This window comes from Mesorhizobium sp. KACC 23794 (assembly GCF_052180275.1).
Classification (GTDB): Bacteria; Pseudomonadota; Alphaproteobacteria; order Rhizobiales; family Rhizobiaceae; genus Kumtagia.
Genome location: NZ_CP197465.1, coordinates 2,190,591 through 2,214,337 on the forward strand (window position 1 = coordinate 2,190,591; position 23,747 = coordinate 2,214,337).

Genomic DNA, 23,747 nt, shown 5'->3' on the forward strand with positions numbered 1-23,747 from the left:
CTAGGCAGCCAGTCTTGCGCGGGGCTTGTGGGGGGAGGGTGGATGCCGAGCCTAGTGGCTGGACAACTGGACCACCTTCTCTGACGACGTGACCAGAACCCATTTGCCGTCGCGCTGCTCGATGCCGGCAACCTCGCTGTTGTCGGGCAGCAGCGAGCCGCGCTGCACCACCCACATGCCGGTTTCGTCGGCGATCATGGCGCGGCCGGCGGCGGCGTAGACAAGGCGGAAGCGCACCTCGTCGCCGGGAAATGGCTGTTCGACCAGCTTTGACGCATTGCCGTCGTCATCCTCGTCGGCGCGCGTCGTGCCTGTGGCGAACAGGTCGAGCTGCATCGGCGGAATGTCCTCGGCAGACATCGGCGCGCCGATGCGCTCGCCGTCGGAGCCCAGCATGACCGGCTGCGTCCGGTCGCCATTGCCTTCGAACTTCATCGCACGGATGCCGAACTTGTCCTGGTTGAAGAAGATGTACCAGGGGAATACCGCGCAGCCGAAGCCGAGTGCTATGCCGAGGCCGGCGATGATCAGGTCGCTGCGCCGTCCCCTTGTTCTCGGCGCAGCCGACCTTGGCTGTCGTGGCTTCCAAGGGAGAAGCCGACCGACGATTTTACCGAGCGAGCGGGGCTTGCCCGCCGGCTCGTCGACCGACTTGGCGCGGTCAGTTCTGCTGGGCGCCATTCGGCTTTTCCCTCGGCTTGAGATGGCGGACAAGGTCGGCGAACGGATCGGCGGACGGCCGGTCGCCAGGCGACTGGTTCAGCGCCTCGTAGAGCAGCGGCGCCTGGCGGACGGCGACGTCGAGTTCCGGGTCGGCGCCGGCCTGGTAGGCGCCGAGCAGGCGGATGTCGCGCGTGTCCTCGAAGCGGGCGATCATCGCCTTCAGTTTGCCGACAAGCGCCCGCTGGTCGTCGCTCCAGGCTTTCGGCGCCAGCCGCGAGATCGAGGCGAGCGGATTGACGGCGGGATAGCGGCCCTGTTCGCCGATAGCGCGGTCGAGTACCACGTGACCGTCCAGAATGCCGCGCACGGCATCGGAAACCGGGTCGTTGTGGTCGTCGCCGTCGACCAGCACGGAGATGATCGCGGTGATCGAGCCGGAACCGTCCGCGCCGGGGCCGGCGCGCTCCAGTAGTTTCGGCAGGTCGGTGAAGACCGACGGTGGGTAGCCGCGCGAGATCGGCGGCTCGCCTGTGCCAATCGCCACCTCGCGTAATGCGTGGGCGAAACGGGTGATCGAATCGAGGACCAGCAGCACGCGATGGCCCTGGCCGCGAAAATGCTCGGCGACGCGCATGGCGGTGTCGGGCGCTCGCCTGCGCATCATGGCGCTCTCGTCGCTGGTGGCGACGACGGCGACGGTTTTCCGCATGCCGCGCTCGCCCAGCGTATCTTCCAGGAATTCGCGGACCTCGCGGCCGCGTTCGCCGACCAGCGAGACGACCACCGTGTCGAAGGCTTCGGCGGAAGCCAGCATGGCGAGCAGCGTCGACTTGCCGACGCCTGAGCCGGCGAAGATGCCGAGCCGCTGGCCGAAGCATATGGGCGTAAAGATATCGATGACGCGCACGCCGGTGCGGAAGCCCGTGCCGACCCGCTGGCGCGACAGCGCGGAGGGCGGGGCGGCGTCGACGGCGTGGAGCGGGTCGCCTTCGACCATGGACGGGCCGTTGTCGATGGCCCGGCCGAGGGCGTCGATCACCCGTCCGCGCCAACTGGCATGCGGCACGACCGAGAGCGGGCCGTGGATGAAGACGAGGTCGCCAATTCCGGCGTCGGCGGCGCGGTCGAAGGGCGCCACCATGACATCGCCTGGGCCGATCTGCACGATCTCGCCGCGCTTGCGCCCGCCGTGGCCGCGCAGCTCGACGATGTCGCCGAGCCGGGCAGAACCTGAAAGCCCGCTGACGCGAAAATGCGTTGGTGAGACTTCGATGACCTTGCCGCCCTGACGCACCAGCGTGCGGTCGCCAGAAAAGCGTGCCCAGCTGCGCTCCAGCAGGTCGAGCGGGTCGTTAGCAAGCTGGGATGATGTGGCTGTCATCGCGGCAATTCCTCTTTTCCCTGTCCTTCACGGGGAGAAGATGCCGGCAGGCAGATGAGGGGCGGAGCCAACGTGTTGAGTATTGCGCTGCCCCTCACCCTCTCTCCGTGAAGAACGGGGAGAGGGGGACGCCACCGTTGGCGCGAAATCGGGTACGAGGGCGCTTCCAAGATGCTACTTCGAACCAAGCGTGCTGATCGCGTCACCGAGAGTCTGGTCGGTGCTGCGGATCGAGGCGGCTATGTTTTCGAAGTTGCGCTGCACCGAAATCAGGCGCGTGATCTCCAGCATCGGGTTGACGTTGGATTCTTCGAGGAAACCCTGCGCCACGCCGATGTCGTTGCGGTCGATCACGGGCTCCGGCGCGCCCATCGGCACGATGCCGGAATTGGCGTAGCGGATGAAATTCTCGCCCGCATCGAAATTGTAGAGGCCAAGAGCGCCGACGAGCTGGCCCTTTTGGCGCAGCGAGCCGTCGGCGCCGGAGGTCGGTGGGCCGTTCTGCGGATCGAGCTGGATCGGCGCACCGCCGGCGTCGAGCACCGGATAGCCCTGCAGGGTGACAAGGTCGCCCGTGTCCAGCATAGTGAAGCGCCCGTCACGGGTCATCACCGTTCCGGCCGGCGTCTCGATGCCGAACCAGGCGTCGCCCTGAATGGCGAAGTCGAACGGGTTGCCGGTCTCGCGTAGCGCGCCGGTCGCCGTGGACATGAAGGTGTCGCCGCTGGAGGCGAACGAAACCGACTTCTGGCCGAGGCCGCTGATCACGTCCTCGAATTTCATGCCGGTGGCGCGAAAGCCGATGGTGCCGGCATTGGCGACATTGTCGGCGATGGTGTTCAGCCGGCGCTCAAGCGCCACCTGCGCGGAAAGGGCGACGTAGAGTCCGTCCTGCAAGGCTCTACCTCCGCATGCTCTGGATCGAGAACAGCAGGTTGGTCGAGATTCCGTATTCGGCCGGCTGGGCAAACAGCACGTTCATCTGCGACGTCGCATTGCCCTGCGAGGGATTGCTCAGCTCCCACAGGCTGGTGAAGCGCTGCAGGAACTTTGAAAGCTTTTCCGGATCGGAGAAATCCGCGATGTCGATCTTCTCCTCGAACAGCTTCACCTGCTTGTCGATGTCGGCGGAGGCGAAGGAGTCGGGCAGGCCGAGCGCGGTGCGCACCACGCGGCTTAGCGCCGGATCGGCCAGAACTTGGTAGAAATTGGTCAGGCCGCCAGCCTTGCGCTCGAAATACAGCGCGAGGCGCACGCCTTCGTTCTGCTTGCCGGCATTCTCCTCCAGCGTCTGTCGCAGATACATGTCGACGGTGCCCTGCTGGGCGCGGGTGCGCACCGTGGTGGTCGCGCCGAAGCTGACGAAGTCGAAGGTTTTTACGAATTCGTAGTATTTCTTGTCGGTCAGCTTGTTGGCAAAACTGTCCTCGTCGTCGATCCCTTCCTTCATGGCTTTCACCATGAAAGCCTTGGCGTAGGTCATGTCGGCAAGGCCGTGCGCCTTCATGGCGTAGCGGAACAGCCGATCGTCCTTCATCAGGTCTTCGATCGACTTAATCTTGGTGATGTTGGCGAGATAATATTCGGTATCGCGCTTCACCGTCGGCTCGTCCTCGACCCGGTCGATGGCCTTGGCCATGTCCTTGGCGATCATCTGGTAGTTCGTGTAGGTGTTCAGCACGCGCCGACTCCGCCCTGCGATGGGAGAGAGAGTAAGGCAAGTTCCTTGCGCGAGGCTGAATCCACGCTGACGGCCGATTCAAGCCTCACACAAGGCACGGCCGCTACCTTCGAGGCTGGCAAATCTTGAAGGGTTCGCGCGTGGGCATTCTGATCGGACTTGTGGTGACGCTGGGCTGCGTGCTCGGCGGCTTCATGGCCATGGGCGGCCACATCGAGGTGCTCATCCAGCCATGGGAAGTCGTGATCATCTGCGGCGCCGCCCTCGGCGCATTCCTCGTCGCCAACCCGATGAAGGTGGTGAAGGACACCGGCAAGGCGACGCTGGAAGCGTTCAAGCAGGCCGTGCCGAAAGAGAAGGACTATCTCGAAACGCTCGGCGTGCTGCACAGTCTGATGCGTGAACTACGCACCAAGTCGCGAAGCGAGGTCGAGGCCCATATCGACAATCCCGAGGAATCGGCGATCTTCCAGGCCTTTCCGCTGGTGCTGAAGCGCCACGATCTGACGCATTTCATTTGCGACTACTGCCGGCTGATCATCATCGGCAATGCGCGTCCGCATGAGATCGAGGCGCTGATGGACGAGGAGATCCAGACGATCCGGTCCGACAGCCTGAAGCCCTATCACGCCATGATGATGGTAGGCGACGGGTTCCCGGCGATCGGCATCATCGCGGCGGTGCTGGGTGTTGTGAAGGCGATGGGCGCGCTCGACCAGTCGCCGGAAATCCTTGGCGGCCTGATTGGCGCAGCACTTGTCGGCACCTTCCTCGGCATCTTCATGTCCTATTGCATCGTCGGTCCCATCGCCACCAAGATCAAGATCGTGCGGGAGAAGAACAACCGGCTCTACATCATCGTCAAGCAGACGCTGCTCGCCTACATGAACGGCTCGCTGCCGCAGGTGGCGATCGAATTCGGCCGCAAGACTATATCCTCCTACGACCGTCCTTCCATCGACGCTGTCGAGCAGAGCACCATGAACACCGGTGGCGGCGAAGCCGCCAAAAAGGCCGCCTGAGCGATGACATCGCCGAACGGGATGCGAGCGTTCGATGGCTAGCCCGGCCAACCCCTCGGAGATGCGCGCCTATATTGTCGAGCGGCTGGTCGGCGACACCGGCGAACCCGATCACATAACCACGACCGCAAGGGCGCTGGCCGAACGGGCGCTGCCGGCGATCCGCAAAGGCTTGGGTAACTGCCTTGCAACGCCGGTGGGCATCGACATCGTCTCCGTCGAATTGTCGCGTTTCGGTGCCGCCCGGCCCGAGCCACGGGAGAACGGTGCGATGACAATGGCGTCGTCGCCGAGTTCTCCGGATGCGCTTTTGCTGGCGATCGAGTCACGCGCCGTGGCGATCCTGGTGTCGGCGCTGTTCGGCGGTGATCCGGACCTGCCGGTGGCGGCGATCGAGCGGCCGCTTTCGCCGACCGAACTCGACGTGGCGACCATGGCGTTTGAGGAGGTGGCCAAGGCGGTCAACGGGTCGGGGCCGCGCGCCTTCGCCTTCAACCTGCCGCTTCCGCAGGCGATTTCGGGCGCCGAACTGCGCGAGCACGTCATCCGCGACGGGCCGGCGGCGCGCATCGACTTCGCCGTCACATCGGGCCGCACGACGGGGCGGCTGTCGCTGTTCATGCAGCAGCGCGTGCTGATCAAGCATCGCGGCGACAAAGCGCCTCTGCCGGGCAAGCTCGGCAAGGACGACGACTGGGGCGAGCGGTTCGGCGAGGAAGTCATGCGCTCGGCGGTCAGGCTGGAGGCGACCATGCCGCTTGCCCGCATGACGCTGGCCGACATTGCCTGCCTGCAACTCGGACAGGTCATCGAACTGCGCGAAAACGCGCAGGGCGAGGCAAAGCTGTCAGCCCGGCACAAGACTCTTTTCGTATGCGAGTTCGGCAAGCTCGGACAGAACTACACGGTGCGGATCAAGCAGCCTTTCGACGAGCGGCAGGATCTGATCGACGGGCTGGTGCAGCGCTGACCGATCGGGCGCCACGGTAGATTGCAAAGGGGACCATGGATGAGCCAGGGCATTGGAGCGGTGGCGCAAGAGGGTGGGGAGGACCAGCTCAACCGGGCCATCGAGGAACTGCGCGGCGTGCTCAGCGAAGGCAACGGAGCGCCACGCGCGCCGAGCGGCGCGGTGGCCGCCAACGCCAACATCATCATGAACATCCCGGTCGAAGTGCAGATTGTGCTCGGCAGCGCCGAAATGTCGGTTTCCGAGCTGATGGGGCTGCAGAAGGGGTCGACGGTGGCGCTCAACCGGCGTGTCGGCGAGGCGGTCGACGTGATGGTCAACGGCCGCCGTATCGCACGCGGCGAGATCACTGTGCTCGACAACGATCCGTCGCGCTTCGGCCTTCGGCTGACCGAGATCATCACCTCGGCGGGACCGGCGTGACGGTCCGGCGGTGACAAATTGCCGATGAGACCGATCCGCAAATGACCGTCCTCAACCTCACCCGCGCGCAGAAGGCCGCCGCCATCCTGGTGGCCATGGGCAAGCCGGCCGCCAGCCGTTTGCTGAAATTCTTCAAGCAGGAGGAGTTGAAGGCGCTGATCGAGGGCGCGCGGCTGCTGAAAACCATTCCGCAGAGCGAGCTGGAGCGGATCGTCGCCGAATTCGAGGCGGAGTTCACTGAGGGCGCCGGCCAGCTGGATTCGGCCGACCAGATGGACGACCTTTTCAACGAGACGCTGTCGCCCGAAGAGGTGAAGGCGATCATGGGCAAGGATCAGGCGGTGGCCGGTAACCAGCCGCCACCCGTCTGGACCGAACTGGAGAAACTGGAGCCGGCCCGGCTCGGCGCGTTCCTGGCCAGCGAGCATGCCCAGACCTCGGCGCTGGTGCTGTCGAAGCTGGCGCCGCAGGTCGCCGCCAACACGCTGCTGACGCTGGAAAAGCCGCTGCGCGGCGAGATCATCCGGCGCATGATGTCGATCGCCACCATTCCCGAGGCGGCAACCAAGATCATCGAGAACCAGTTGCGCAGACGCGTGCTCGGCGAGACCAACACCAAGGACACCTCCGCCGGCCAGAGCCGTGTCGCCAACCTTCTCAACGAACTCGACAAGGGCCAGCTCGACGAGGTGTTGCAGGATCTGCAGGACGCCGGCACGCCCGACCTCGAGGCAATCCGCGCCCGGCTGTTCTCGTTCGAGGACATTCCGCTGCTTACCCAGAAGGCGCGCGTTGCGCTGTTCGACGGGCTGTCGACCGAACTTGTCACGCTTTGCCTGCGCAATACGCCGGCGCAGCTTGCAGAATCCGTGCTGTCGTCGATCGGCGCCCGCTCGCGCCGCATGATCGAGTCCGAGCTCGGCCAAGGCTCCGACGGCATTGCGATGGCCGACATATTGAAGGCCCGCAAGACGGTGGCCTCGACCGCGATCCGTATGGCGCGCGAAGGCGCCTTCGAATTGCCGTCGACGCAAGCCGCCGCTGCCTGACGCCGGCTGAGCAGCCATGTCCGAGACCGCCGACAAGGACAGCAAAACCGAGGACGCGACCGAGAAGAAGATCCGCGACACGGTCGAGAAGGGCAAGCTGCCCTCTTCGCGCGAAGCGCCGATCCTCGCGTCCTTCCTGGCCATCCTGGTCTTCTCGGTGTTTTTCGCCCAGCAGAACATCGCCGAGATGGGGACCTTCCTGTCGGTTTTCCTGGAAAAACCCGAGGACTGGCCGCTCGACACGGCGAACGACGTGGGCACGCTCTACAAGGCGGTGCTGATGCAGATCGGCCAGGCTGTTGCCGCGCTGGTGGCGATGCTGATGGTGGCCGGCTTCCTCGCCTCCGCCGTCCAGAACCTTCCGCAATTCGTCGGCGAGCGCATCCAGCCGCAGGCCTCGCGGATATCGCCGACCGAGGGCTGGAAGCGCCTGTTCGGTGTGCAAGGTTTCGTCGAGTTCGCCAAGGCGGTCGGCAAGCTGGTATTTGTCACGCTGGTGCTGGTCTTCATCCTGCGCGACGACCTGACCAGGCTGCTGGCCGGCATGATCACGCCGCCGACATCCTTCGGTCTCGTCATCCGCGACATCGCGATCAATATCCTCGTCGCCATCGTCGTGGTGATGGGGGTGATCGCCGCCGTCGACGTCGTCTGGTCGCGTTTCCACTGGCTCCAGGACCTGCGCATGACCAAGCAGGAGGTCAAGGACGAGATGAAGCAGTCCGAAGGCGATCCGATCGTCAAGTCGCGCCTGCGCTCGCTGGCCCGTGACCGGGCGCGGCGGCGGATGATGACGGCGGTGCCGCGCGCCACGCTGATCATCGCCAATCCGACGCACTTCTCCATCGCGCTGCGTTATGTGCGCGAGGAGAATGCAGCGCCGGTGGTGCTGGCCAAGGGGCAGGATCTGGTGGCGCTGAGGATCCGCGAGATCGCAAAAGACAACAACATTCCGATCTTCGAGAACGTGGCGCTTGCCCGCTCCATGTACAAGCAAGTTTCGGTGGATAGCGTGATACCGCAGCAATTCTACCAGGCGGTCGCGGAACTCATCCGCATCGTCTACGCCAAGCAGTCTCCGAAAAAACAGGCATCATGATCCGGCAATCGCATGCATCGTCCCGCGAGGTCATCGTCGCCGACGCCATTGGCGACATCGTCGCTGAATTGCGGCTGGTCGACGCGGCCGACTACATCGCCTTCATCCGGCTGGAGCATTTCGCCTGTATTTCCGACCTCGTGGATTCCGCCGCCGAGCTGTTCTTCATGCCGCGCACGGTACGGATGGGCCATGGAGGCGAGGCGCATGTCGGCTGGTCCGAGCCGCCCCGCATCGAACTCGACCTGGAACTCAGGCCGCGCGGCGCAACAGTGTACTTCACACTGACGCTGGGTGCCGACGATGCCTCGGTCGAGGTGAACTACGTAGCCTTCGACGATCCCGATCCGGACCCCGAGAAGAACACCGCCTTCCTGGCCGCGGCGATCGAGGAGTCGCGGATACGGCGCACCGAACCGGCAGTCGGTCGGTAAACCTAGACTTTCCGTAAGATAGAACTTACTCGAAAAGCCCGAGCTTCAGCGCCTTAGCCACGGCGTGGGTGCGGTTGGCGGCATCCAGCTTCTGGGTCGAACTCGCTAGATACTGGTTGGCGGTATGGATGGAAAGCTTCAGAGAGGCGGCGATCTCCTCGCTGGTCAGGCCTTTTGCCGTGAGCTTCAGGCATTCCAGTTCGCGCTTCGAAATGCTCGGCATCTTGCGCAATTCGTTGGAGCGGATCGTCGCCACTGCGTTGAAAAGCGAGAAACAGCGCGCGTGGATGTCGAAGACCTGGTCGTCGGTCAATACGATCTCCCGGCCCCAGAAGGCGATCAGGCCGCATTGGCCGCGATCGGCGAAGACCGGAAAGGCGATGCCCGGATGTGCGGGCACCAGTTGCTCGGTGCGGTCCGCCATCTCCAGCCGCGAAAAAGCATCGACGGATGCGGTTGCCGCGCCGTTGCTCCACCAGCACGGCAAGGTGGAGGTGCGGGCATGGCGGACGATGGCCTCGCCGTCACGGTCCGAGGCGATGCGGGTCGATGCGGACAGTGTCGGATATTGGGAATCGAAACAGGGTACGAGCCTTGCCCGTTCCAGTGAAGGACTGACGAAAAACACGGCAAATTCCGGCGCGCTGATGTCAATCGCGATCCAGCGGCAGCGCCGCACCGCATCCGACACCGTCAGCGTATGCCCGGCATCGCCGTCGGGCGAGGCGGCGCCGAACGGGTTCCGGTGTTCTCCCACGGGAACGCGCGAGGCCCTGCTGTTATTCTGCCGCGTCAAATGATGCCGCTCCTGATTGCTGTCGCAACCGCCATGACACGGTTCGACGCCGCGAATTTCTGGATGGCGTGGGTGACGTAGCTGTTCACCGTGTTGGAGGAGACACCGAGAATGAGCGCCACCTCGTCGGTCGTCTTGCCTTCGGAAACCCAGTACAGGCATTCGCGCTCGCGGTCCGACAGTGGATCCTGCTGCGCCGCGGCAGCGAGAAGGCCGGGTACCTGCGAGAGCGCGTGGCAGCAGCGCATCTGGGCGCGGCTCAACTCGGCAGGATCCAGTTCTCCGGGCTCGGCGGTGGACAGAAGCATGAACAGCCGCTGGCGGCCGACATTCAGCCTGAGCGCGAAGATCTCGCCATGGCCGAGCACGTCGAGCAGTTTCACCTCCTCGCCGCTCAGCGTGCCGGCAACCGCCGGCGCCGCGCGCGTCGTGATCGGCCGCGGCCGCACGCCGGGCGGCACCGCATGAGTGCTCTGGGCGATTGCGGCGATCGCCTGGTGGCCGACAAGCTGAATGGCGTCGTAGATCCAGTTGGAGGCGACGATGCGCACGTCGCTTTTGTTCTGGTCGTGCAGCACGGCGACCAGCATATAGCTGTCGGCCCCGATGCTCTGGCTGAGCGCCATCAGGAATCCGGTAAGGTCGCCTCGCGACGCCAGCCGTTTCGCCAACCCCGCCGAAGCCTCCGTTTGACCGCCAAAACTTGTCATTCGCCCGCAAGAAGCCCGAATCGCTGCGTGTGCCCGGACCCTGGCTGCGCCAGCGACCGGACATGAAAAACGCCTAACTTGTTACGAGAACCACACGCCCGCCCTTTGGACGGGCCGCGAACCGCACTGCACCCGAATGTCCCGCCAGATCCCTCGAAAACCTGCCTGACGGGTGTCGATCACGGTCTTTTTCAGCGCCGCATTCGACTGATTCGCTTTCAATCTAACCCTTCGCGAATCCGACATCAAAGGCGAAAATTAAAAAGTTAATAAATGTGAAACCATCGCCTCGTGGCTGTGGTCATACGGACCCGTGCTCACTCACGCGAGGCTGACGGGCGAAGGCGAATAGGTCGCTGCCTGACGAACTACAGATTTGCCGGCCGGCCTAACGGATGCGGCATGTAGCCGACAAAACCGGCGATCTTCCAGCGGCCGCCGACTTTTCGGCAGAAATACAGCGTCTGCCAGTTCAGACGGTCGGCCGTGCCGTCGGCCTTGGCGATCGAGCCATTGAACTTCTTGTGCAGCACGGCGCGGTCGCCGTCGACGTCGATGTCGCGCATGTTGGTGACCCGGAACATCGCGTCGAGCAGCGGTTCGGCGTATTTGGTCTTAGCCGTCTCGGCGGCTTGGCGCAGCCATTCGTCGCGGTAGATTTCCAGCCGGGGAAACTGCAACCGCCAGGCATCCGCATCGTTCAGGAAATGAGCGTGCATGCCGAAAAAGCTCTCGGCGAGGAAATCGTCCTCGACCATCGACCAGTCCTGGGCGATGAAGGCCTCGAAATCGCGGCGCATCAGCATTTCCCAGAGCTCGTGACGGTCCGGGTCGCCTTGCGGAAACGGGTTCTTGTCGAACGTCATGGCTTTCCCCTCCTTGTCGTCGCCGGCAGTCTTCTCAGCGCAGCTTGCCGCGCGCTGCCACCGGCACCTGCTCCACCACCTCGCCGTCCTCCACGATATGCACTAGGTCGAACAGGTTCGACACCACGCAGACATGGTTCGGGATGATGCGCACCTTGTCGCCGATGGCGGGCTTTTTCGCCGAGCGCGACAGGTCGACGATGCCGTGCTCCTCGTTGAGCATGGTGATCACGGCGTCGGGATATTCGACGATATGGCCATGTCCCGGCGCCCGTGACAGGTCGGCGGCGAGTGATTTCGAGCCGGTGTCGAGCACCGCGCGGTCCGGGGTCGGGCGGCTAACCACCGTCGCCATCACGGTCAGCGCGCAGTTTTCCAGCGTGCCATGGCCGAACGCCACCTGCATGCGGTCGGAATAGATATAGGTGCCGGGACGCAATTCGGTTGCCGCGTCCACACCGGTCGGAGCGTAGAAATCCGGCGAATTGCCGACCGACACCCGCTCGACCGCTATGGACTTTGCCGCGAATAGCGCCAGCGCCTCTTCCAGCCAGTCGTCGACCTCGGACACCTTCTGGCGCGGGGGATAGGTCATCAGCCCGCCGAAGCGCAGGCCGGGAAATCCGGCGATACGCTCCGCCAGCGCCACCGCGTCGGCCGCCGACTGCACGCCGCAGCGACCGCCGCCCGTATCGCATTCGATCAGCACGGAAAGCGGATGCGCCGCGTCGGTGAAGACAGCGCCGTAGCCGTCGACCGTCGTCACGCTGTCGGCGGTCACAGAAAGCGTGATGCGTGCATGCAGTGCCTTCAGGCGCCTGAGTTTTGCCGTGCCGATGATGTTGTAGGGGATGAAGATATCCGTGATGCCGGCGTCGGCCATCACCTCGGCTTCGCCAATCTTCTGGCAGGTGATGCCGATGGCGCCGAGTTCCAGTTGGCGCCTGGCGAACATCGGCAGCTTGTGAGTCTTTATGTGGGGGCGGAGCTTTTTGCCTTGCCTGTCGGCGTGGTCCTGCGCCCGCTTGAGATTGGCCTCGACGATGCGGCGGTCGATGACGATCGCAGGCGTATCCAGATCTTCGACGCGCATCCTTGGTCTCCGGGCTGTCACTTCTATTCGAACGCTCTTAGGCGATTTCGTTGAGGAAAGGCAGGTTGCTGGCGAGCAGCCCCGCATCGACATTGAGCGAGACGCCGGTGATGCCGCTGGCCGCCGGCGATGCGAGGAATACGGCCGCGCGCGCCACCTCCGCGGGTTCTACCAGCCTGCCCAGCGGATAGAGCCGGCCGACGGCACCGAGGATTTCCGGCTTTTCGGCGATGCGGTGGTCCCATGCGCCGGTTCGGATCGAGCCGGGCACGATGCCGTTGGCGCGGATGCCGTTGCCGCCTTCCTCGGTGGCAATGGCGCGCATCCAGGCAAGCAGCCCGGCTTTCGCCGCCGCATAGGCCGGGTTGCCGAAATGTGCGAGCGCATTGACGGAGGAGACGAAGACGAAGGCGCCGCCGCCCGGCTGGTTGCGCATCGACGGCAGCAGCGCCTGCGACAGCAGGGCCGCGCTGCGGAAATTCAAATCCATCTCGCGGTCGAGCGCTTCGGCGGTCACGGCCGCCAGCGTCTCGGCGCGTGTCCAGCCGGCATTGGAGATCACCGCCGCCGGCGGCCCCCCGCTCACTGCGCGCGAGGCAAAATCCGCAACCGCCTGATCGTCCAGCAGGTCGAAGCGATGCGCCTCGGCGATGCCATCGGCCGAAAGGTCCATGCCCTCGACATCGCAGGCGATCACGCGGGCGTTGCACGCGGCCAGCACCTGCACCAGCGCCTTGCCAAGGCCCCCGCCGGCGCCGGTGACGATGACGTTGCGGCCGCCGAAATCGATCATGCCCACCTCGATGAAGACCTTCCGCCGGTCGCGCGGAGCGACCGGAACCATCCCGCTGGCAAAGGATGCTAGGGGTCGTGTAATAAAGCAACATGGATTTCCAAAAAAATGTTGCTTTCCAACAAATCCTGCATGACGATCCTTTCCGTCCGGGGTAAATTGCCGGCGGCCGGAAACCGTCCATTCGGCGCAAGCGCTTCGAATGAAAGGGCAATCGGTTGCTGGCCCGGGCCGTTCGGGAGCTTTCAAGCCGGACGGTGCGTTTGCAAATAGGAGGAAGACTTTGCCCAAGCAGTGTTTCGGAACGTCGCATGTGCCGCTGTCTCCGGCAGTGAGGGCAGGGGATTTCGTCTATGTCTCGGGCCAGGTGCCGGTGGGCAGCGACGGCGTCGTGGTCAAGGGCGGCATCGCCGAGCAGACCGAGCAAGTGCTGCAAAACGTCAAGGCGGCGCTGGCGCTGGCCGGCTGCGGCATGGAGGACGTGGTGAAAACCACCTGCTGGCTAGACGATGCGCGCGACTTCGGCGGCTTCAATGCCATCTATGCGAAACATTTCCCAAAGGATCCGCCGGCGCGCTCGACCGCCGAATCCCGCCTGATGATCGACATCAAGGTCGAGATCGAGGCGATCGCCTACAAGCCGGTCTGAGGCCGAAGTAGACCGTCTCACCTGAATACAGCAATCGGAACCTGCCGCCTCATGCGTGTCTTCACAGCGTCGCTCGCCACCGAGACGAACACCTTTTCGCCGGTGACGACCGACCGGTCGTCCTTCGAGATGGCCTTCTATGCCGGACCCGGCGCGCATCCTGAAACGCCGACATTATGCTCGGCGGTGATCCCGGCATTGCGCCGGCGCGCCAAGGCTGAGGGGTTCACGCTGATCGAAGGCACGGCTGCCTGGGCCGAGCCCGGCGGATATCTCAGGCTCGACGCCTATGAAGGCCTGCGCGACGAGATCCTTGCCCAATTGCGGGCTGCCATGCCGGTCGATTGCGTCGTGCTCGGCCTGCATGGCGCGATGATCGCGCGCGGCCTGGACGATTGCGAGGGCGATCTTCTCGCCCGTGTGCGCGAGATCGTCGGACCCGACGTGGTGGTCGCGGCGAGCCTCGATCCCCACAGTCATCTCTCGCCGAAGCGGGTTGCCGCCGCCGACATCCTTGCCGCCTTCCTCGAATTCCCGCACACGGATTTCGTCGAGCGGGCCGAGCATGTGGTCGGCCTCGCGCTGGCCGCCACGCGCGGCGACATCAAGCCGGCGATTTCCACCTTCGACTGCCGGATGATCGACGTTTTCCCGACCAGCCACGAGCCCATGCGCTCCTTCGTCGACCGCGTGAAGGCGCTGCACGGCAGGGATGGCATCCTGTCCGTTTCGCTGATCCACGGCTTCATGGCCGGCGACAGCCCGCATCTCGGTACGCGGGTAATGGTCGTCAGCGACGGCGACCGGGCGGCGGGAGACGCGCTGGCGGCGCGGCTCGGACTCGAAGTCTTCGCCATGCGCGGCACGACGATGATGCGCAATGTCGGCCCCGGCGAGGCGATCGCCGCTGTGAAGGCCGGCGGCCATGGCAAGAAACCCTTCGTCGTGGCCGACATCTGGGACAATCCTGGCGGCGGTACGGCCGGCGACAACACCGTCCTTCTTCATGCGCTTGCGAAAAGCGGCATAACCAGCGCCGGTGTCGCCACGATCTGGGATCCGCAGGCGGCGATCCTGGCGCAAGGCGCTGGCGAAGGTACGGTTCTCGACATGCGCATCGGCGGCAAGACCAGTGCCGCGAGCGGCACGCCCTTCGACGCGACGTTCGAGGTGCGCCGCGTCGCGCCGGCAGCCTGGCAGTCCTTCGGCTCCAGCCGCGTGCCGCTCGGCCCGTCGGCCGTGCTGCGCATCGCAGGAACCGAGATCGACGTGATCGTCAACACCAACCGCACGCAGACCTTCGAGCCCGACGTCTTTTCCAATCTCGGCATCGACCCGCTGGCAAAGCAACTCGTGCTGGTGAAATCCACCAATCATTTCCACGCGGGTTTCGCGCCGATCGCGCGCGAGATCATTTATGCTGCAATCGAAGGCTGCTATCCCAGCAACCCGGCCAAGGCCAATTATCGCAAGCTCGACCGTGCTATCTGGCCGATCGTCGAGCATCCGTTCGGGCCGAGCGAGGCGGCTGCCTGAGCCGCCGCGGCGCGCTGGAGCAGGAAGCGGAATGACAGTGAGGGAAACCGTCCATGCAGTTTGACCTCCTCCTGCGCGGCGGGCGCGTCATCGATCCCGCCTCCGGCCTCGACGCGCTGTGTGATGTGGCGATCGCCGACGGGAAGATCGCCGCGATCGAGGCCGGCATTCCCGCCGACCGCGCCGCGCGGGTGGTCGACGCGACCGGCAGCATGGTGACGCCCGGCCTGATCGACCTGCACAGCCATGTCTACTGGGGTGGCACGTCGCTCGGCGTCGATGCCGACCGGCTGGCGGCGAAGAGCGGCACCACCACTTTCGTCGACGCGGGGAGCGCCGGCGCCGGCAATTTCCTCGGCTTCCGCCGCCATGTCATGGAACGGTCGAAGGCCCGCATCCTCGCCTATGTGAACATCTCGTTTGCCGGCATCTTCGGCTTTTCCAAAAACGTCATGGTCGGCGAGTGCAGCGATCTCCGGCTGTGCGAACCGCGCGAAGTGGTCGGCTGCGTGGCCGAACATCGCGACGTGGTGGTCGGCGTGAAGGTGCGGGCGGGAAAACACGCCAGCGGCGCCAGCGGCATTGCCCCTGTCGACCTCGCAATCGAGGCCGCCGACAAGGTCTGCCTGCCGCTGATGGCGCATATAGACGAGCCGCCGCCGGGCCGCTCGGAAGTGCTGCCGCGCCTGCGCAAGGGCGACATCCTCACCCATTGCTATAGGCCGTTCCCCAACGCGCCGGTCTTCGCCTCCGGAGCGGTCCGGCCTGACATGCATCTTGCGCGCGAGCGCGGCGTCATCTTCGACATCGGCCACGGCATGGGTTCGTTCGACTTCGAGGTGGCGCGCGCCATGTTGAAGGAGGGGCTGGCGCCCGACGTGATCAGCAGCGACGTGCACCTCTTCAGCATTGACGGCCCGGCCTTCGACATGCTGGTCTGCATGTCGAAGATGATGGCGCTGGGCATGCCGCTGATCGACGTGCTGCGCGCCTCCACCGAGCGGCCCGCCCACGCGATCGCGCGCCCCGACCTCGGCCGGCTGACGATTGGCGGATCGGCCGACATTGCGGTACTGGGCGAGCGGGCGGGGCCGGCCAGCTTCTACGATTCGACCGGCGCCGAACTGGTTGCGGAGCGCGAACTGATGTCGCATGGCATCGTGGTCGGCGGCCTATGGTGGCCGAACGAAGCGAAGGACGAGGTTCGTGCCTATGCGCCGGGCGGACGCCAGACGCATGCGGACATCGCCCGCCGGCATTTCGGCAGATGCAACTGTTGAGGGAAGAGATGGCGCATTCCTTGTTCGACCTGACCGGCCGCACGGCCCTGATCACCGGTTCGACGCGTGGCCTCGGCCGCGCCTTCGCCGAAGGCCTGGCTGGGGCAGGGGCAAAAGTGATCGTCAACGGCACCGACGCGGAGCGGGTTGCTGTCGCCGTCGATGAGATGCGCGCCCTCGGCCATCACGCGGATGGCATTGCCTTCGACGTGCGCGACGAGGCAGCGATCCTCGCCGCCTTCGAGCGTTTCGATGCGGATGGTGTTGCCATCGACATTCTGATCAACAATGCCGGCATCCAGTGGCGCAAGCCGATGATCGACCTGCCCACGGCCGAATGGCAGAAGGTCATCGACATCAACCTCACCAGCGCGTTCGTTATCGGCCGCGAGGCGGGAAAACGCATGGTGGCGCGCAAGCGTGGCAAGATCATCAATATCTGTTCGACGACCAGCCTGCTGGCCCGAGCCACCATCTCTCCCTATGCCACCAGCAAGGGCGGCCTGAAGATGCTGACCCAGCAGATGGCTGCCGAATGGGCGTCAAGCGGCGTGCAGGCCAATGGCATCGCGCCCGGCTACATCGTCACCGAAATGAACGACGCGCTGATCAACAATCCGGACTTCGATGCCTGGGTGAAAGCCCGCACGCCGTCGCGGCGCTGGGGCCTGCCGGAGGAGATCGTCGGCACGGTGGTCTACCTTGCCTCCTCGGCGTCCGATTATGTAAACGGGCAGCTCATTTCGGTCGACGGCGGCATGACCGCTGTGGTGTAGGGGCCAAAGTCCTGGCCCTCAGCCCCCTGCATTTGCCGGCACTCCATAGACCGGCGTGGCAATGCCCTCCATGCGCGCCTTGATCTGCAAGGCGACATATTTCGAATAGAAGCGCGACAGCGCCAGATTGCCGCCGTGGAACCACAGCGCCTCCTGCGCGGTCGGTTTCCACATGTTGCGCGGCTCGCCCTGCCATGGTCCGGGATCGCCGCGCACGTCGGAGCCCAGCCCCCAGCACGGCCCGACCTTGTCGGCCATTTCGCGCGAGACGAGCTGCGCCACGGTCTCATGCATGGACTGGTAGCCGGTGCAGGCGACGATCGCGTCCGCCGCCATTTCGCTGCCGTCGTCGAACAGGATGCCGGCCGGCGTCAGCGATTTGATCGACACGCCGCTCCGCACCTTGATTTGTCCGTCGATGATCAGGTCGGAAGCGCCGACATCGATGTAATATCCCGAGCCGGTGCGGTAGGCCTTCATCATCAGGCCGGTCTCATCCTCGCCGAAATCCAGCGCGAAGCCGGAGGCGGCGAGCTGCTCGTAAAAATCGGCGTCACGTTTTCGAATGCGGTCGTAAAGTGCCTTCTGGCTCTCCGGCATCAGCGCGAAAGGCGTCGACGCGACGATCAGGTCCGCCTTCTCCGTCGTGATGCCGCGCGCCATCGCGCCCTCGGAATAAATCTCGAAGGCAAGTTCCATCAATGTGTCGGACTTCACCACGGTGGTCGGCGAACGCTGGATCATCGTCACGTCGGCGCCGCTTTCCCACAAATCGACGCTGACGTCATGGCCGGAACTGGCCGCACCGATCACGGCGACCTTCTTGCGGTGGAATCTTCGTCCGTCGGCATACTGGCTGGAGTGGAGGATCTCGCCCGGGAAACTGTCTGCGCCGGGCAGGGGGATCATCCTGGGTGGGCCGTAGGCGCCGGTGGCGAACACCAGCTGCTTCGGCTTCAGTGTGACACGCTCACCATTGCGGTCGACCTCGACGGTCCAGACTTTTTCGTCGGCGTCGTAGGAGGCCTCCGCGCAGGTGGAACCGGTCCAGTAGTCCAGTTCCATCACGCGGGCATACATCTCCAGCCAGCCGCCCATCTTGTCCTTGGGCGTGAACACAGGCCAATGCGCGGGGAAGGGGATGTAGGGCAAGTGATCGTACCAGACCGGGTCGTGCAGGACGAGCGAACGGTAGCGGTTGCGCCAGGAATCGCCGGCGCGCGCGTTCTTTTCCAGCACGACGGTCGGTACGCCCAATTGCTTCAGCCGCGCGCCGAGCGCGATGCCGCCCTGTCCGCCGCCGATCACCACGCAATAGGGCTGCTCGGCATGGCCGAGCTCTTCTTCCCGGCGCCGCTTCGCCTCCGACCATGTCTCGCGGGCGCGGTCGGCCTTGTGGCGCACGCCGAGCGGGCGGTTTTCACCCGACTTCTCCTCAAAACCCCTGAGGTCGGACAGCACCGTGAAGAGCGTCCGGCACTTGCCGTCGACCAGTCGCAGGCAACCCTCGCCCCGGCCCGCCGCCGTCTCGAAGGTGAACCATGCTTCGACCAGACCGCCTTTTGCCTTCGCCTCGCCCGACAACCTCCAATTCGCCGGCGCGGTCTGCGCCAAGGTGGCCGCCAGCATGTCGCGGATGGCGTCGCGACCTTCGGAGGTCTTGATGTTCCAGGTGAAGGCCAGCAGGTCGCGCCAGTAGCAGTCGTCGAGGAAGAGATCGGTGGCCGCGCTGATGTCGCTGGTGTCGAGGGCTTTGGCGAAGGCGCCGAGCCACGCGGCGGCGGTTTGAGTGGGGGAATTTTCAAGCATGGTCTTTTCTTCTCATTTCAAGCTTTGCGGTGGTCTCAGTCGTCCGAGGATTTGCCAAGCTGGAACACTCCTCATCCGCCTTCGCTTCGCTCAGGCAACTTCTCCCACAAGGGGAGAAGGGAGAGCGCAGCGTGGACCTCGCTGCCAATCGCCGGCGTGGGAGATTTGCAGAGGCGGAGGCGCGAAACTCCCCTTCTCCCCTTGTGGGAGAAGGTGCCTGAGCGAAGCGAAGGCGGATGAGGGGTGTTCCAGCTTGGCGGATCGATAACCGATACACCCAGTCAGGGAACGACAACGTCTCGGCCGGGTCACCGCTCAATCCCCCAGCGGCTCCATCTCCTTGCCGGCCCTGTACGTCTGGATGTTGTATTTGATACGCCGCAGCGTCTCGCGCGCCGGGCCGTCGAGCTTGTAGCCTGTCGCCACCGCCAGCAGGTCGATCGCCGCCAGGAAGGCGAAACGCGAGGCCGTTGGCTTCAAAGTGTCGGGATATTCGGGAACCGCCACCGTCAGCCTGACATCGCAGGCGCGTGCGAGATCGGTGTCGGGCGCGGTGATGCAGACGGCGTTGGCACGATAATGGCGGGCAAGTTCCACCGCCTCCACCACCTCGCGGGTGCGGCCCGTAGCCGAGATCGCGATCACAAGGTCGCCGGGTTTCAGCGTCGAGGCGGTCATGCGCATCACATAGGGGTCGTTGTGGGCGCTCACCGTGACGCCATAGCGGAACAGGCGGTATTGCGTCTCCTGCGCCAACGCCGACGAACTGCCGCCAAGGCCGAACACCGCGACCTGCCGCGCCTTGGCGATCAGTTCGGCCGCTTTCTCAAGCTGGGCCGGGTCGATCTGCCGCTCGGCCTCCTGCAGCGCCAGCCGCGCCTCGCCGAACACGGCGCTCCAGAACGGCATGCCGTTGTCGCCGGCGGGGGCGGGCGGCGGCTTGTTCAGATAGAGCGCGCCGACGACCAGGCTCTGCGCCAGCTTCAGCTTGAAGTCGCGAACCCCCTCGCAGCCGATGGCCCGGCAGAACCGTGTCACTGTCGGTTCGCTTACCTGCGCACGCTCGGCCAGCGCGGCATTGGAAGCATCCACCGCGAATTTCACGTCGTCGAGCACCACGTCGGCCACCCGGCGTTCGGCCGGCCGCAACTCGCCGTAAGAATCCTTCACCAGCGAGATGATGTCGGGAATGTGCTTGGCATGGTCGCGCGCGTCGAACTCGCTGCTGCCCCGCCATCCTTCGCCGTCCGCTTCGACCATGCCGTGCTCTCGTTCCTGCCACGGATTCCGCCGTGCCGGCTTCGTGCCGCCCATGCGTTTCGCGACCTGCGATCGAGGCGCGCGGGCAGGTCTTGGCGAGGCCGTGCGCAGCTCGATACGGGAAAAGTATGTAGGAAAGCAACATGCATTGCAATGCGTTATAAAATCAAGCGATAACAATAAGATATAAAATTTCTGGTGCTCGGTTCCAACCATGCGGTTGTGACCGCTTGACAGAAAAGTAGGATAGTTACAGACTGATTTTGCGGGCAGGTGATCCAGGGTTCACCGCGCGAATTCCGAGGACGCATGAACGCGGGCTATGCCATAAAGCCGAAGCTTGGTGTGCGCTCTGCAACCAAGATCTACAATACGGCCTCCGGCGACCTGCTGGCGCTGGACCGCTGCGATCTCGACGTCCGCGCCAACGAAATCGTCTCCATCGTCGGCCCTTCCGGCTGCGGCAAGACCACGCTTCTGTGGTCGATGTCGGGCTTGCACAAGCTCTCGGCCGGCGAGATCGCGCTGGATGGCCAGAAGATTACCGGGCCGCACCCGGATATCGGCATCGTCTTTCAGGAAGCCAACCTGCTGCCCTGGCGCAATCTCGACGCCAACATCAATTTCCCCTTCGAGATCAAGGGCAGCAAGCCGGACAAGCAGTGGATCCAGCATCTGCTGCGCCGCGTCGGACTGGAAGGGTTCGGCGGCAAGTTCCCGCGCGAGCTTTCCGGCGGCATGCAGCAGCGCGCGGCGATCGTGCGGGCGCTGTCGCTGAAACCCTCGGTGCTTTTGATGGACGAGCCGTTCGGCGCGCTCGACAGTTTTACGCGCGAGGAGATGAACCGGCTCGTCGAGGAGATCTGGCTCGACGCGCCGACCACCATCGTCTTCATCACCCATTCGATCGAGGAGGCGATCTTCCTGTCGGACCGCGTGGTGGTGCTGACACCGCGCCCGGGCCGCGTCGCCAAGGAATATCCGGTCCCGTTCCCGCGGCCACGCTCACTGGAGATCATGGCGACGAAGGAGGTCTTCGACCTCACCAACGCCATCAAGATGGACATCGTCGGCGGGCGCATCGGCAGCAAGGCGAAACCCGTCGCCGCGGCCGTGAACTGAGGGTTTCGAGATGAGCCAGAGCGACGCCATCCCGGAATTCCAGAAATCCAAGTCAGGCGAGGGCGGCGACGTCAGCCTCACCAATCTGTCCGCCTTCTCCAGCGGTCCGGGCATCAGGTCCGCCACCGACATTCTGGCGATCGTCGCCGTCGCTCTCGTCATCGTCGGCGGCGCCGAGTTCGCACTGCGCTGGTTCGAGGTGCCGCAATACATCATGCCGGCGCCGAGCCTGATCGTCTGGGCGCTGTTCGACGAATTCCCACTGATCGCGCCGCATCTTGGCTACACGCTGGTCGAACTGGTCTCGGGTTTCGCCATCGGTTCGATTATCGGGCTGATCCTGGCGGCTGTGATCACCCAGTTCCCCTTCGCCGAAAAGATTGTCGCGCCCTACATCCTCTTGCTCGTCACCACGCCGATGCTGGCGCTGGTGCCGCTGCTCATCCTGCGCTTCGGCTTCGGTTACACACCGCGCATCATCGCCGTGGCGCTGGCCGCCGGGCCGATGGTGATGATCAACGCCGCGACAGGTTTTCGCCGCGTCGACAGCGCCAAGATCGCGCTCGCCCGCTCCTACGGCGCCTCGACGCTGCAGATTTTCTGGAAGATCCGCGCGCCGATGGCCTTGCCGATGATCCTGGTCGGGCTGATGATCGGCGCGATCTTCGGCCTGCTGACCGCGGTCGGCGCGGAAATGGTGGGCGGCGGCTTCGGCCTCGGCAACCGGCTCACCAGTTATTCGTCGATGATCCAGATGCCGCAGTTCTTCGCCGTGGTGCTGCTGCTCTCGATCCTCGGCATCCTGATCTACATCCTGTTCTTTTTCATCGGCAAGAAGTGGGCGAGCTGGGAGGCGTAAAAGAGCGGAAGCCACGCGCCGGCCAGCAGCCCGAACGACAAGACTGCAAGCGTCAACGACAATGGGAGACTGACATGACGATCTTCAATGCCGGCGGAATGACCCGCCGAACTTTCCTCCAGGTGACCGGCGCCGGCGTGGTCACCGCCACTGCGTTCGGCGGCTCGGCGCTGCGGGCCAATGCCGCAGGCTACGAGAAATTCACGTGGATCTCGCCGCGCGGCACGCTGGAAGTGCTCGACGACTATCCCTATTGGGTCGCCAAGAAGGCCGGCTATTTCGGCGACCTGAATACCGACATGCAGCCCGGCCCGTCGGACGGCACTGCGACGGTGAAGTTCGTCGATGTCGGCCAGGCCGATATGGGCTTTCCGTCGCCCGGTATCTTCTCCTTCGCGCTTCAGAACGGCATGAAGCTCAAGTCCGTGTTCCACATGGGCGCGCGCGACACTTTTTCCATCGCCTTCCGCAAGGGCGAGGGCATGGCCGACCTGAAGGGCCTTGAGGGCAAGACGGTGCTGCTCGGTTCCGCCGCCTGGCAGGCGATCACCGACCCGATGCTCGCCGCGCAGGGCGTGGACGTCACCAAGATAAAATATGTCGAGGCCGGCTGGCCCACATGGGGTACGGCAATGGCGAGCGGCCAGGGCGACGCGGCGCTCTCCTGGGAAGGCCTGCGCGCGGAGTGGATCGCGACGGGCCTCAAGTTCGACTACTGGCTGGGCGTGCAGAAATCGAAGCTGCCGGCCAACACCTTCGTCGTGCGCGCCGCCGACCTCGAAGACCCGGACAAGAAGGCGTTTCTGGAACAATACCTGCGCGGCTGGGCGATGGGCCTCGAATTCGCCCATCAGAATCCGCGTGCAGCCGTCGAGGCCGTGTTCGAGCAGTTCCCGGCCTTCGCCAAGAACACCGGGCCGGAACTCGGCACCACCTCGCTGCTGCAGCAGGACAACGTCTTCCGCGGCGACATGGACAAGCGCGAGGGCTGGGGTTCCCACGACATGTCGAGCTGGCAGCAGTTCTTCGACCTGACGCTGAAGCTCGGCCAGATCAAGGAAGCGGTGAAGGCCGAGGACGTCTGCACCAACGACCTGATCAAACCCGCCAACGATTTCGACCACGCCAAGGTCAAGGCCGACGCGGACGCCTACAAGCTCACGGATGCGTTCGCGGCGATCGACGTCGAGAACGTGCGGGCGCATATGTTCGACGACGCGGTGTGATGAAGATCGCAAGGTTTCGCGATTTCTGAGGCGGACGGTCACGCTGGAACACCTCTCATCCGCCTCGCTGCGCTCGGCACCTTCTCCCACAAGGGGAGAAGGTGGCGGGGCTCCAGCGCCTCGGCTAATTGCCAAGTTCGGTGATTAGCCGTGCGGCTCTTGCCAAGCTCCACCTTCTCCCCTTGTGGGAGAAGGTGCTGAGCGAAGCGAGGCGGATGAGGGGTGTTCCAGCCAGCGCTACCGCTGTCAT

At 64.5% G+C, this 23,747-nt stretch carries 24 protein-coding genes; 13 read left to right on the forward strand and 11 right to left on the reverse strand.

What is annotated here, in order from left to right; translation table 11 throughout:
* Positions 1 to 51 precede the first annotated feature (51 nt).
* The 4 genes from ACSBOB_RS10755 to ACSBOB_RS10770 form a co-directional block, all read right to left on the reverse strand.
* Positions 52 to 681, reverse strand: a complete 630-nt coding sequence (locus ACSBOB_RS10755) for a hypothetical protein (RefSeq protein WP_442582387.1) — start codon at positions 679 to 681, stop codon at positions 52 to 54.
* The gene (gene fliI / locus ACSBOB_RS10760) at positions 662 to 2,044 is read right to left on the reverse strand and encodes a flagellar protein export ATPase FliI (protein WP_442582388.1); all 1,383 of its coding nucleotides are present in this window, start codon (positions 2,042 to 2,044) and stop codon (positions 662 to 664) included. The genes ACSBOB_RS10755 and fliI overlap by 20 nt, the downstream gene beginning before the upstream one ends.
* Positions 2,045 to 2,218: 174 nt before the next feature.
* Positions 2,219 to 2,941 (reverse strand): flagellar basal-body rod protein FlgF, encoded by a 723-nt coding sequence (flgF, locus tag ACSBOB_RS10765; RefSeq protein WP_442582389.1) that lies wholly within the window; start codon positions 2,939 to 2,941, stop codon positions 2,219 to 2,221.
* Between the two features lie 4 nt (positions 2,942 to 2,945).
* Complete coding sequence (locus ACSBOB_RS10770) at positions 2,946 to 3,725, reverse strand: DUF1217 domain-containing protein (protein WP_442582390.1); 780 nt, start codon at positions 3,723 to 3,725, stop codon at positions 2,946 to 2,948.
* A 140-nt stretch (positions 3,726 to 3,865) separates the two neighbouring features.
* On the opposite strand from ACSBOB_RS10770, the gene motA reads away from it, so the two are divergent.
* Genes motA through ACSBOB_RS10800 form a run of 6 tightly spaced genes read left to right on the forward strand, consistent with a single transcriptional unit; the run spans position 3,866 to position 8,722 of the window.
* Positions 3,866 to 4,747 carry a flagellar motor stator protein MotA gene (gene motA, locus ACSBOB_RS10775; protein ID WP_442582391.1) on the forward strand — a complete coding sequence of 294 codons (882 nt, stop codon included), beginning with the start codon at positions 3,866 to 3,868 and terminating at the stop codon, positions 4,745 to 4,747.
* 34 nt (positions 4,748 to 4,781) lie between these two features.
* A complete protein-coding gene (locus ACSBOB_RS10780; protein ID WP_442582392.1) occupies positions 4,782 to 5,717 on the forward strand; it encodes a FliM/FliN family flagellar motor switch protein in 936 nt (311 codons plus the stop codon).
* A gap of 39 nt (positions 5,718 to 5,756) precedes the next feature.
* Positions 5,757 to 6,140 (forward strand): flagellar motor switch protein FliN, encoded by a 384-nt coding sequence (fliN, locus tag ACSBOB_RS10785; RefSeq protein ID WP_442582393.1) that lies wholly within the window; start codon positions 5,757 to 5,759, stop codon positions 6,138 to 6,140.
* Between the two features lie 41 nt (positions 6,141 to 6,181).
* On the forward strand, positions 6,182 to 7,189 hold the full coding sequence (locus ACSBOB_RS10790; RefSeq protein ID WP_442582394.1) for a flagellar motor switch protein FliG: 1,008 nt from the start codon (positions 6,182 to 6,184) through the stop codon (positions 7,187 to 7,189).
* Positions 7,190 to 7,205: 16 nt separating this feature from the next.
* Positions 7,206 to 8,288 (forward strand): flagellar biosynthesis protein FlhB, encoded by a 1,083-nt coding sequence (gene flhB / locus ACSBOB_RS10795; RefSeq protein WP_442582395.1) that lies wholly within the window; start codon positions 7,206 to 7,208, stop codon positions 8,286 to 8,288.
* Positions 8,285 to 8,722, forward strand: coding sequence for a hypothetical protein (locus ACSBOB_RS10800; protein ID WP_442582396.1), 438 nt, complete (start codon positions 8,285 to 8,287; stop codon positions 8,720 to 8,722). The genes flhB and ACSBOB_RS10800 overlap by 4 nt, the downstream gene beginning before the upstream one ends.
* A gap of 25 nt (positions 8,723 to 8,747) precedes the next feature.
* Here ACSBOB_RS10800 and ACSBOB_RS10805 read toward each other — a convergent pair whose 3' ends face one another.
* The 5 genes from ACSBOB_RS10805 to ACSBOB_RS10825 all read right to left on the reverse strand — a co-directional run bounded on the left by ACSBOB_RS10805 (position 8,748) and on the right by ACSBOB_RS10825 (position 12,980).
* On the reverse strand, positions 8,748 to 9,479 hold the full coding sequence (locus ACSBOB_RS10805) for a LuxR C-terminal-related transcriptional regulator (protein ID WP_442582397.1): 732 nt from the start codon (positions 9,477 to 9,479) through the stop codon (positions 8,748 to 8,750).
* A gap of 35 nt (positions 9,480 to 9,514) precedes the next feature.
* On the reverse strand, positions 9,515 to 10,228 hold the full coding sequence (locus tag ACSBOB_RS10810; protein WP_442582398.1) for a helix-turn-helix transcriptional regulator: 714 nt from the start codon (positions 10,226 to 10,228) through the stop codon (positions 9,515 to 9,517).
* Positions 10,229 to 10,596: 368 nt separating this feature from the next.
* Positions 10,597 to 11,094, reverse strand: coding sequence for a hypothetical protein (locus tag ACSBOB_RS10815; RefSeq protein WP_442582399.1), 498 nt, complete (start codon positions 11,092 to 11,094; stop codon positions 10,597 to 10,599).
* A gap of 34 nt (positions 11,095 to 11,128) precedes the next feature.
* A complete protein-coding gene (locus tag ACSBOB_RS10820) occupies positions 11,129 to 12,187 on the reverse strand; it encodes a D-TA family PLP-dependent enzyme (RefSeq protein ID WP_442582400.1) in 1,059 nt (352 codons plus the stop codon).
* Positions 12,188 to 12,224: 37 nt separating this feature from the next.
* On the reverse strand, positions 12,225 to 12,980 hold the full coding sequence (locus ACSBOB_RS10825; protein ID WP_442582401.1) for an SDR family NAD(P)-dependent oxidoreductase: 756 nt from the start codon (positions 12,978 to 12,980) through the stop codon (positions 12,225 to 12,227).
* A gap of 283 nt (positions 12,981 to 13,263) precedes the next feature.
* Here ACSBOB_RS10825 and ACSBOB_RS10830 point away from each other — a divergent pair, with 283 nt between their 5' ends.
* From ACSBOB_RS10830 to ACSBOB_RS10845, 4 genes are read left to right on the forward strand one after another with little or no spacing between them, the layout of a single operon-like run.
* Positions 13,264 to 13,629 (forward strand): RidA family protein, encoded by a 366-nt coding sequence (locus ACSBOB_RS10830; protein WP_442582402.1) that lies wholly within the window; start codon positions 13,264 to 13,266, stop codon positions 13,627 to 13,629.
* A gap of 51 nt (positions 13,630 to 13,680) precedes the next feature.
* On the forward strand, positions 13,681 to 15,165 hold the full coding sequence (locus tag ACSBOB_RS10835; RefSeq protein WP_442582403.1) for a M81 family metallopeptidase: 1,485 nt from the start codon (positions 13,681 to 13,683) through the stop codon (positions 15,163 to 15,165).
* A gap of 53 nt (positions 15,166 to 15,218) precedes the next feature.
* Positions 15,219 to 16,445 (forward strand): amidohydrolase/deacetylase family metallohydrolase, encoded by a 1,227-nt coding sequence (locus ACSBOB_RS10840; RefSeq protein ID WP_442582404.1) that lies wholly within the window; start codon positions 15,219 to 15,221, stop codon positions 16,443 to 16,445.
* Positions 16,446 to 16,453: 8 nt separating this feature from the next.
* Complete coding sequence (locus tag ACSBOB_RS10845; RefSeq protein ID WP_442582405.1) at positions 16,454 to 17,221, forward strand: SDR family oxidoreductase; 768 nt, start codon at positions 16,454 to 16,456, stop codon at positions 17,219 to 17,221.
* A gap of 18 nt (positions 17,222 to 17,239) precedes the next feature.
* Here ACSBOB_RS10845 and ACSBOB_RS10850 read toward each other — a convergent pair whose 3' ends face one another.
* Complete coding sequence (locus ACSBOB_RS10850) at positions 17,240 to 19,030, reverse strand: NAD(P)-binding domain-containing protein (protein ID WP_442582406.1); 1,791 nt, start codon at positions 19,028 to 19,030, stop codon at positions 17,240 to 17,242.
* 315 nt (positions 19,031 to 19,345) lie between these two features.
* Positions 19,346 to 20,290: a MurR/RpiR family transcriptional regulator gene (locus ACSBOB_RS10855; protein ID WP_442582407.1), complete on the reverse strand. Its 945-nt coding sequence runs from the start codon at positions 20,288 to 20,290 to the stop codon at positions 19,346 to 19,348.
* A 309-nt stretch (positions 20,291 to 20,599) separates the two neighbouring features.
* Here ACSBOB_RS10855 and ACSBOB_RS10860 point away from each other — a divergent pair, with 309 nt between their 5' ends.
* The 3 genes from ACSBOB_RS10860 to ACSBOB_RS10870 all read left to right on the forward strand — a co-directional run bounded on the left by ACSBOB_RS10860 (position 20,600) and on the right by ACSBOB_RS10870 (position 23,497).
* Complete coding sequence (locus ACSBOB_RS10860; RefSeq protein ID WP_442582408.1) at positions 20,600 to 21,412, forward strand: ABC transporter ATP-binding protein; 813 nt, start codon at positions 20,600 to 20,602, stop codon at positions 21,410 to 21,412.
* A gap of 10 nt (positions 21,413 to 21,422) precedes the next feature.
* On the forward strand, positions 21,423 to 22,271 hold the full coding sequence (locus ACSBOB_RS10865) for an ABC transporter permease (RefSeq protein ID WP_442582409.1): 849 nt from the start codon (positions 21,423 to 21,425) through the stop codon (positions 22,269 to 22,271).
* Between the two features lie 74 nt (positions 22,272 to 22,345).
* Positions 22,346 to 23,497, forward strand: coding sequence for an ABC transporter substrate-binding protein (locus tag ACSBOB_RS10870; RefSeq protein WP_442582410.1), 1,152 nt, complete (start codon positions 22,346 to 22,348; stop codon positions 23,495 to 23,497).
* The last annotated feature ends 250 nt before the right edge of the window (positions 23,498 to 23,747 follow it).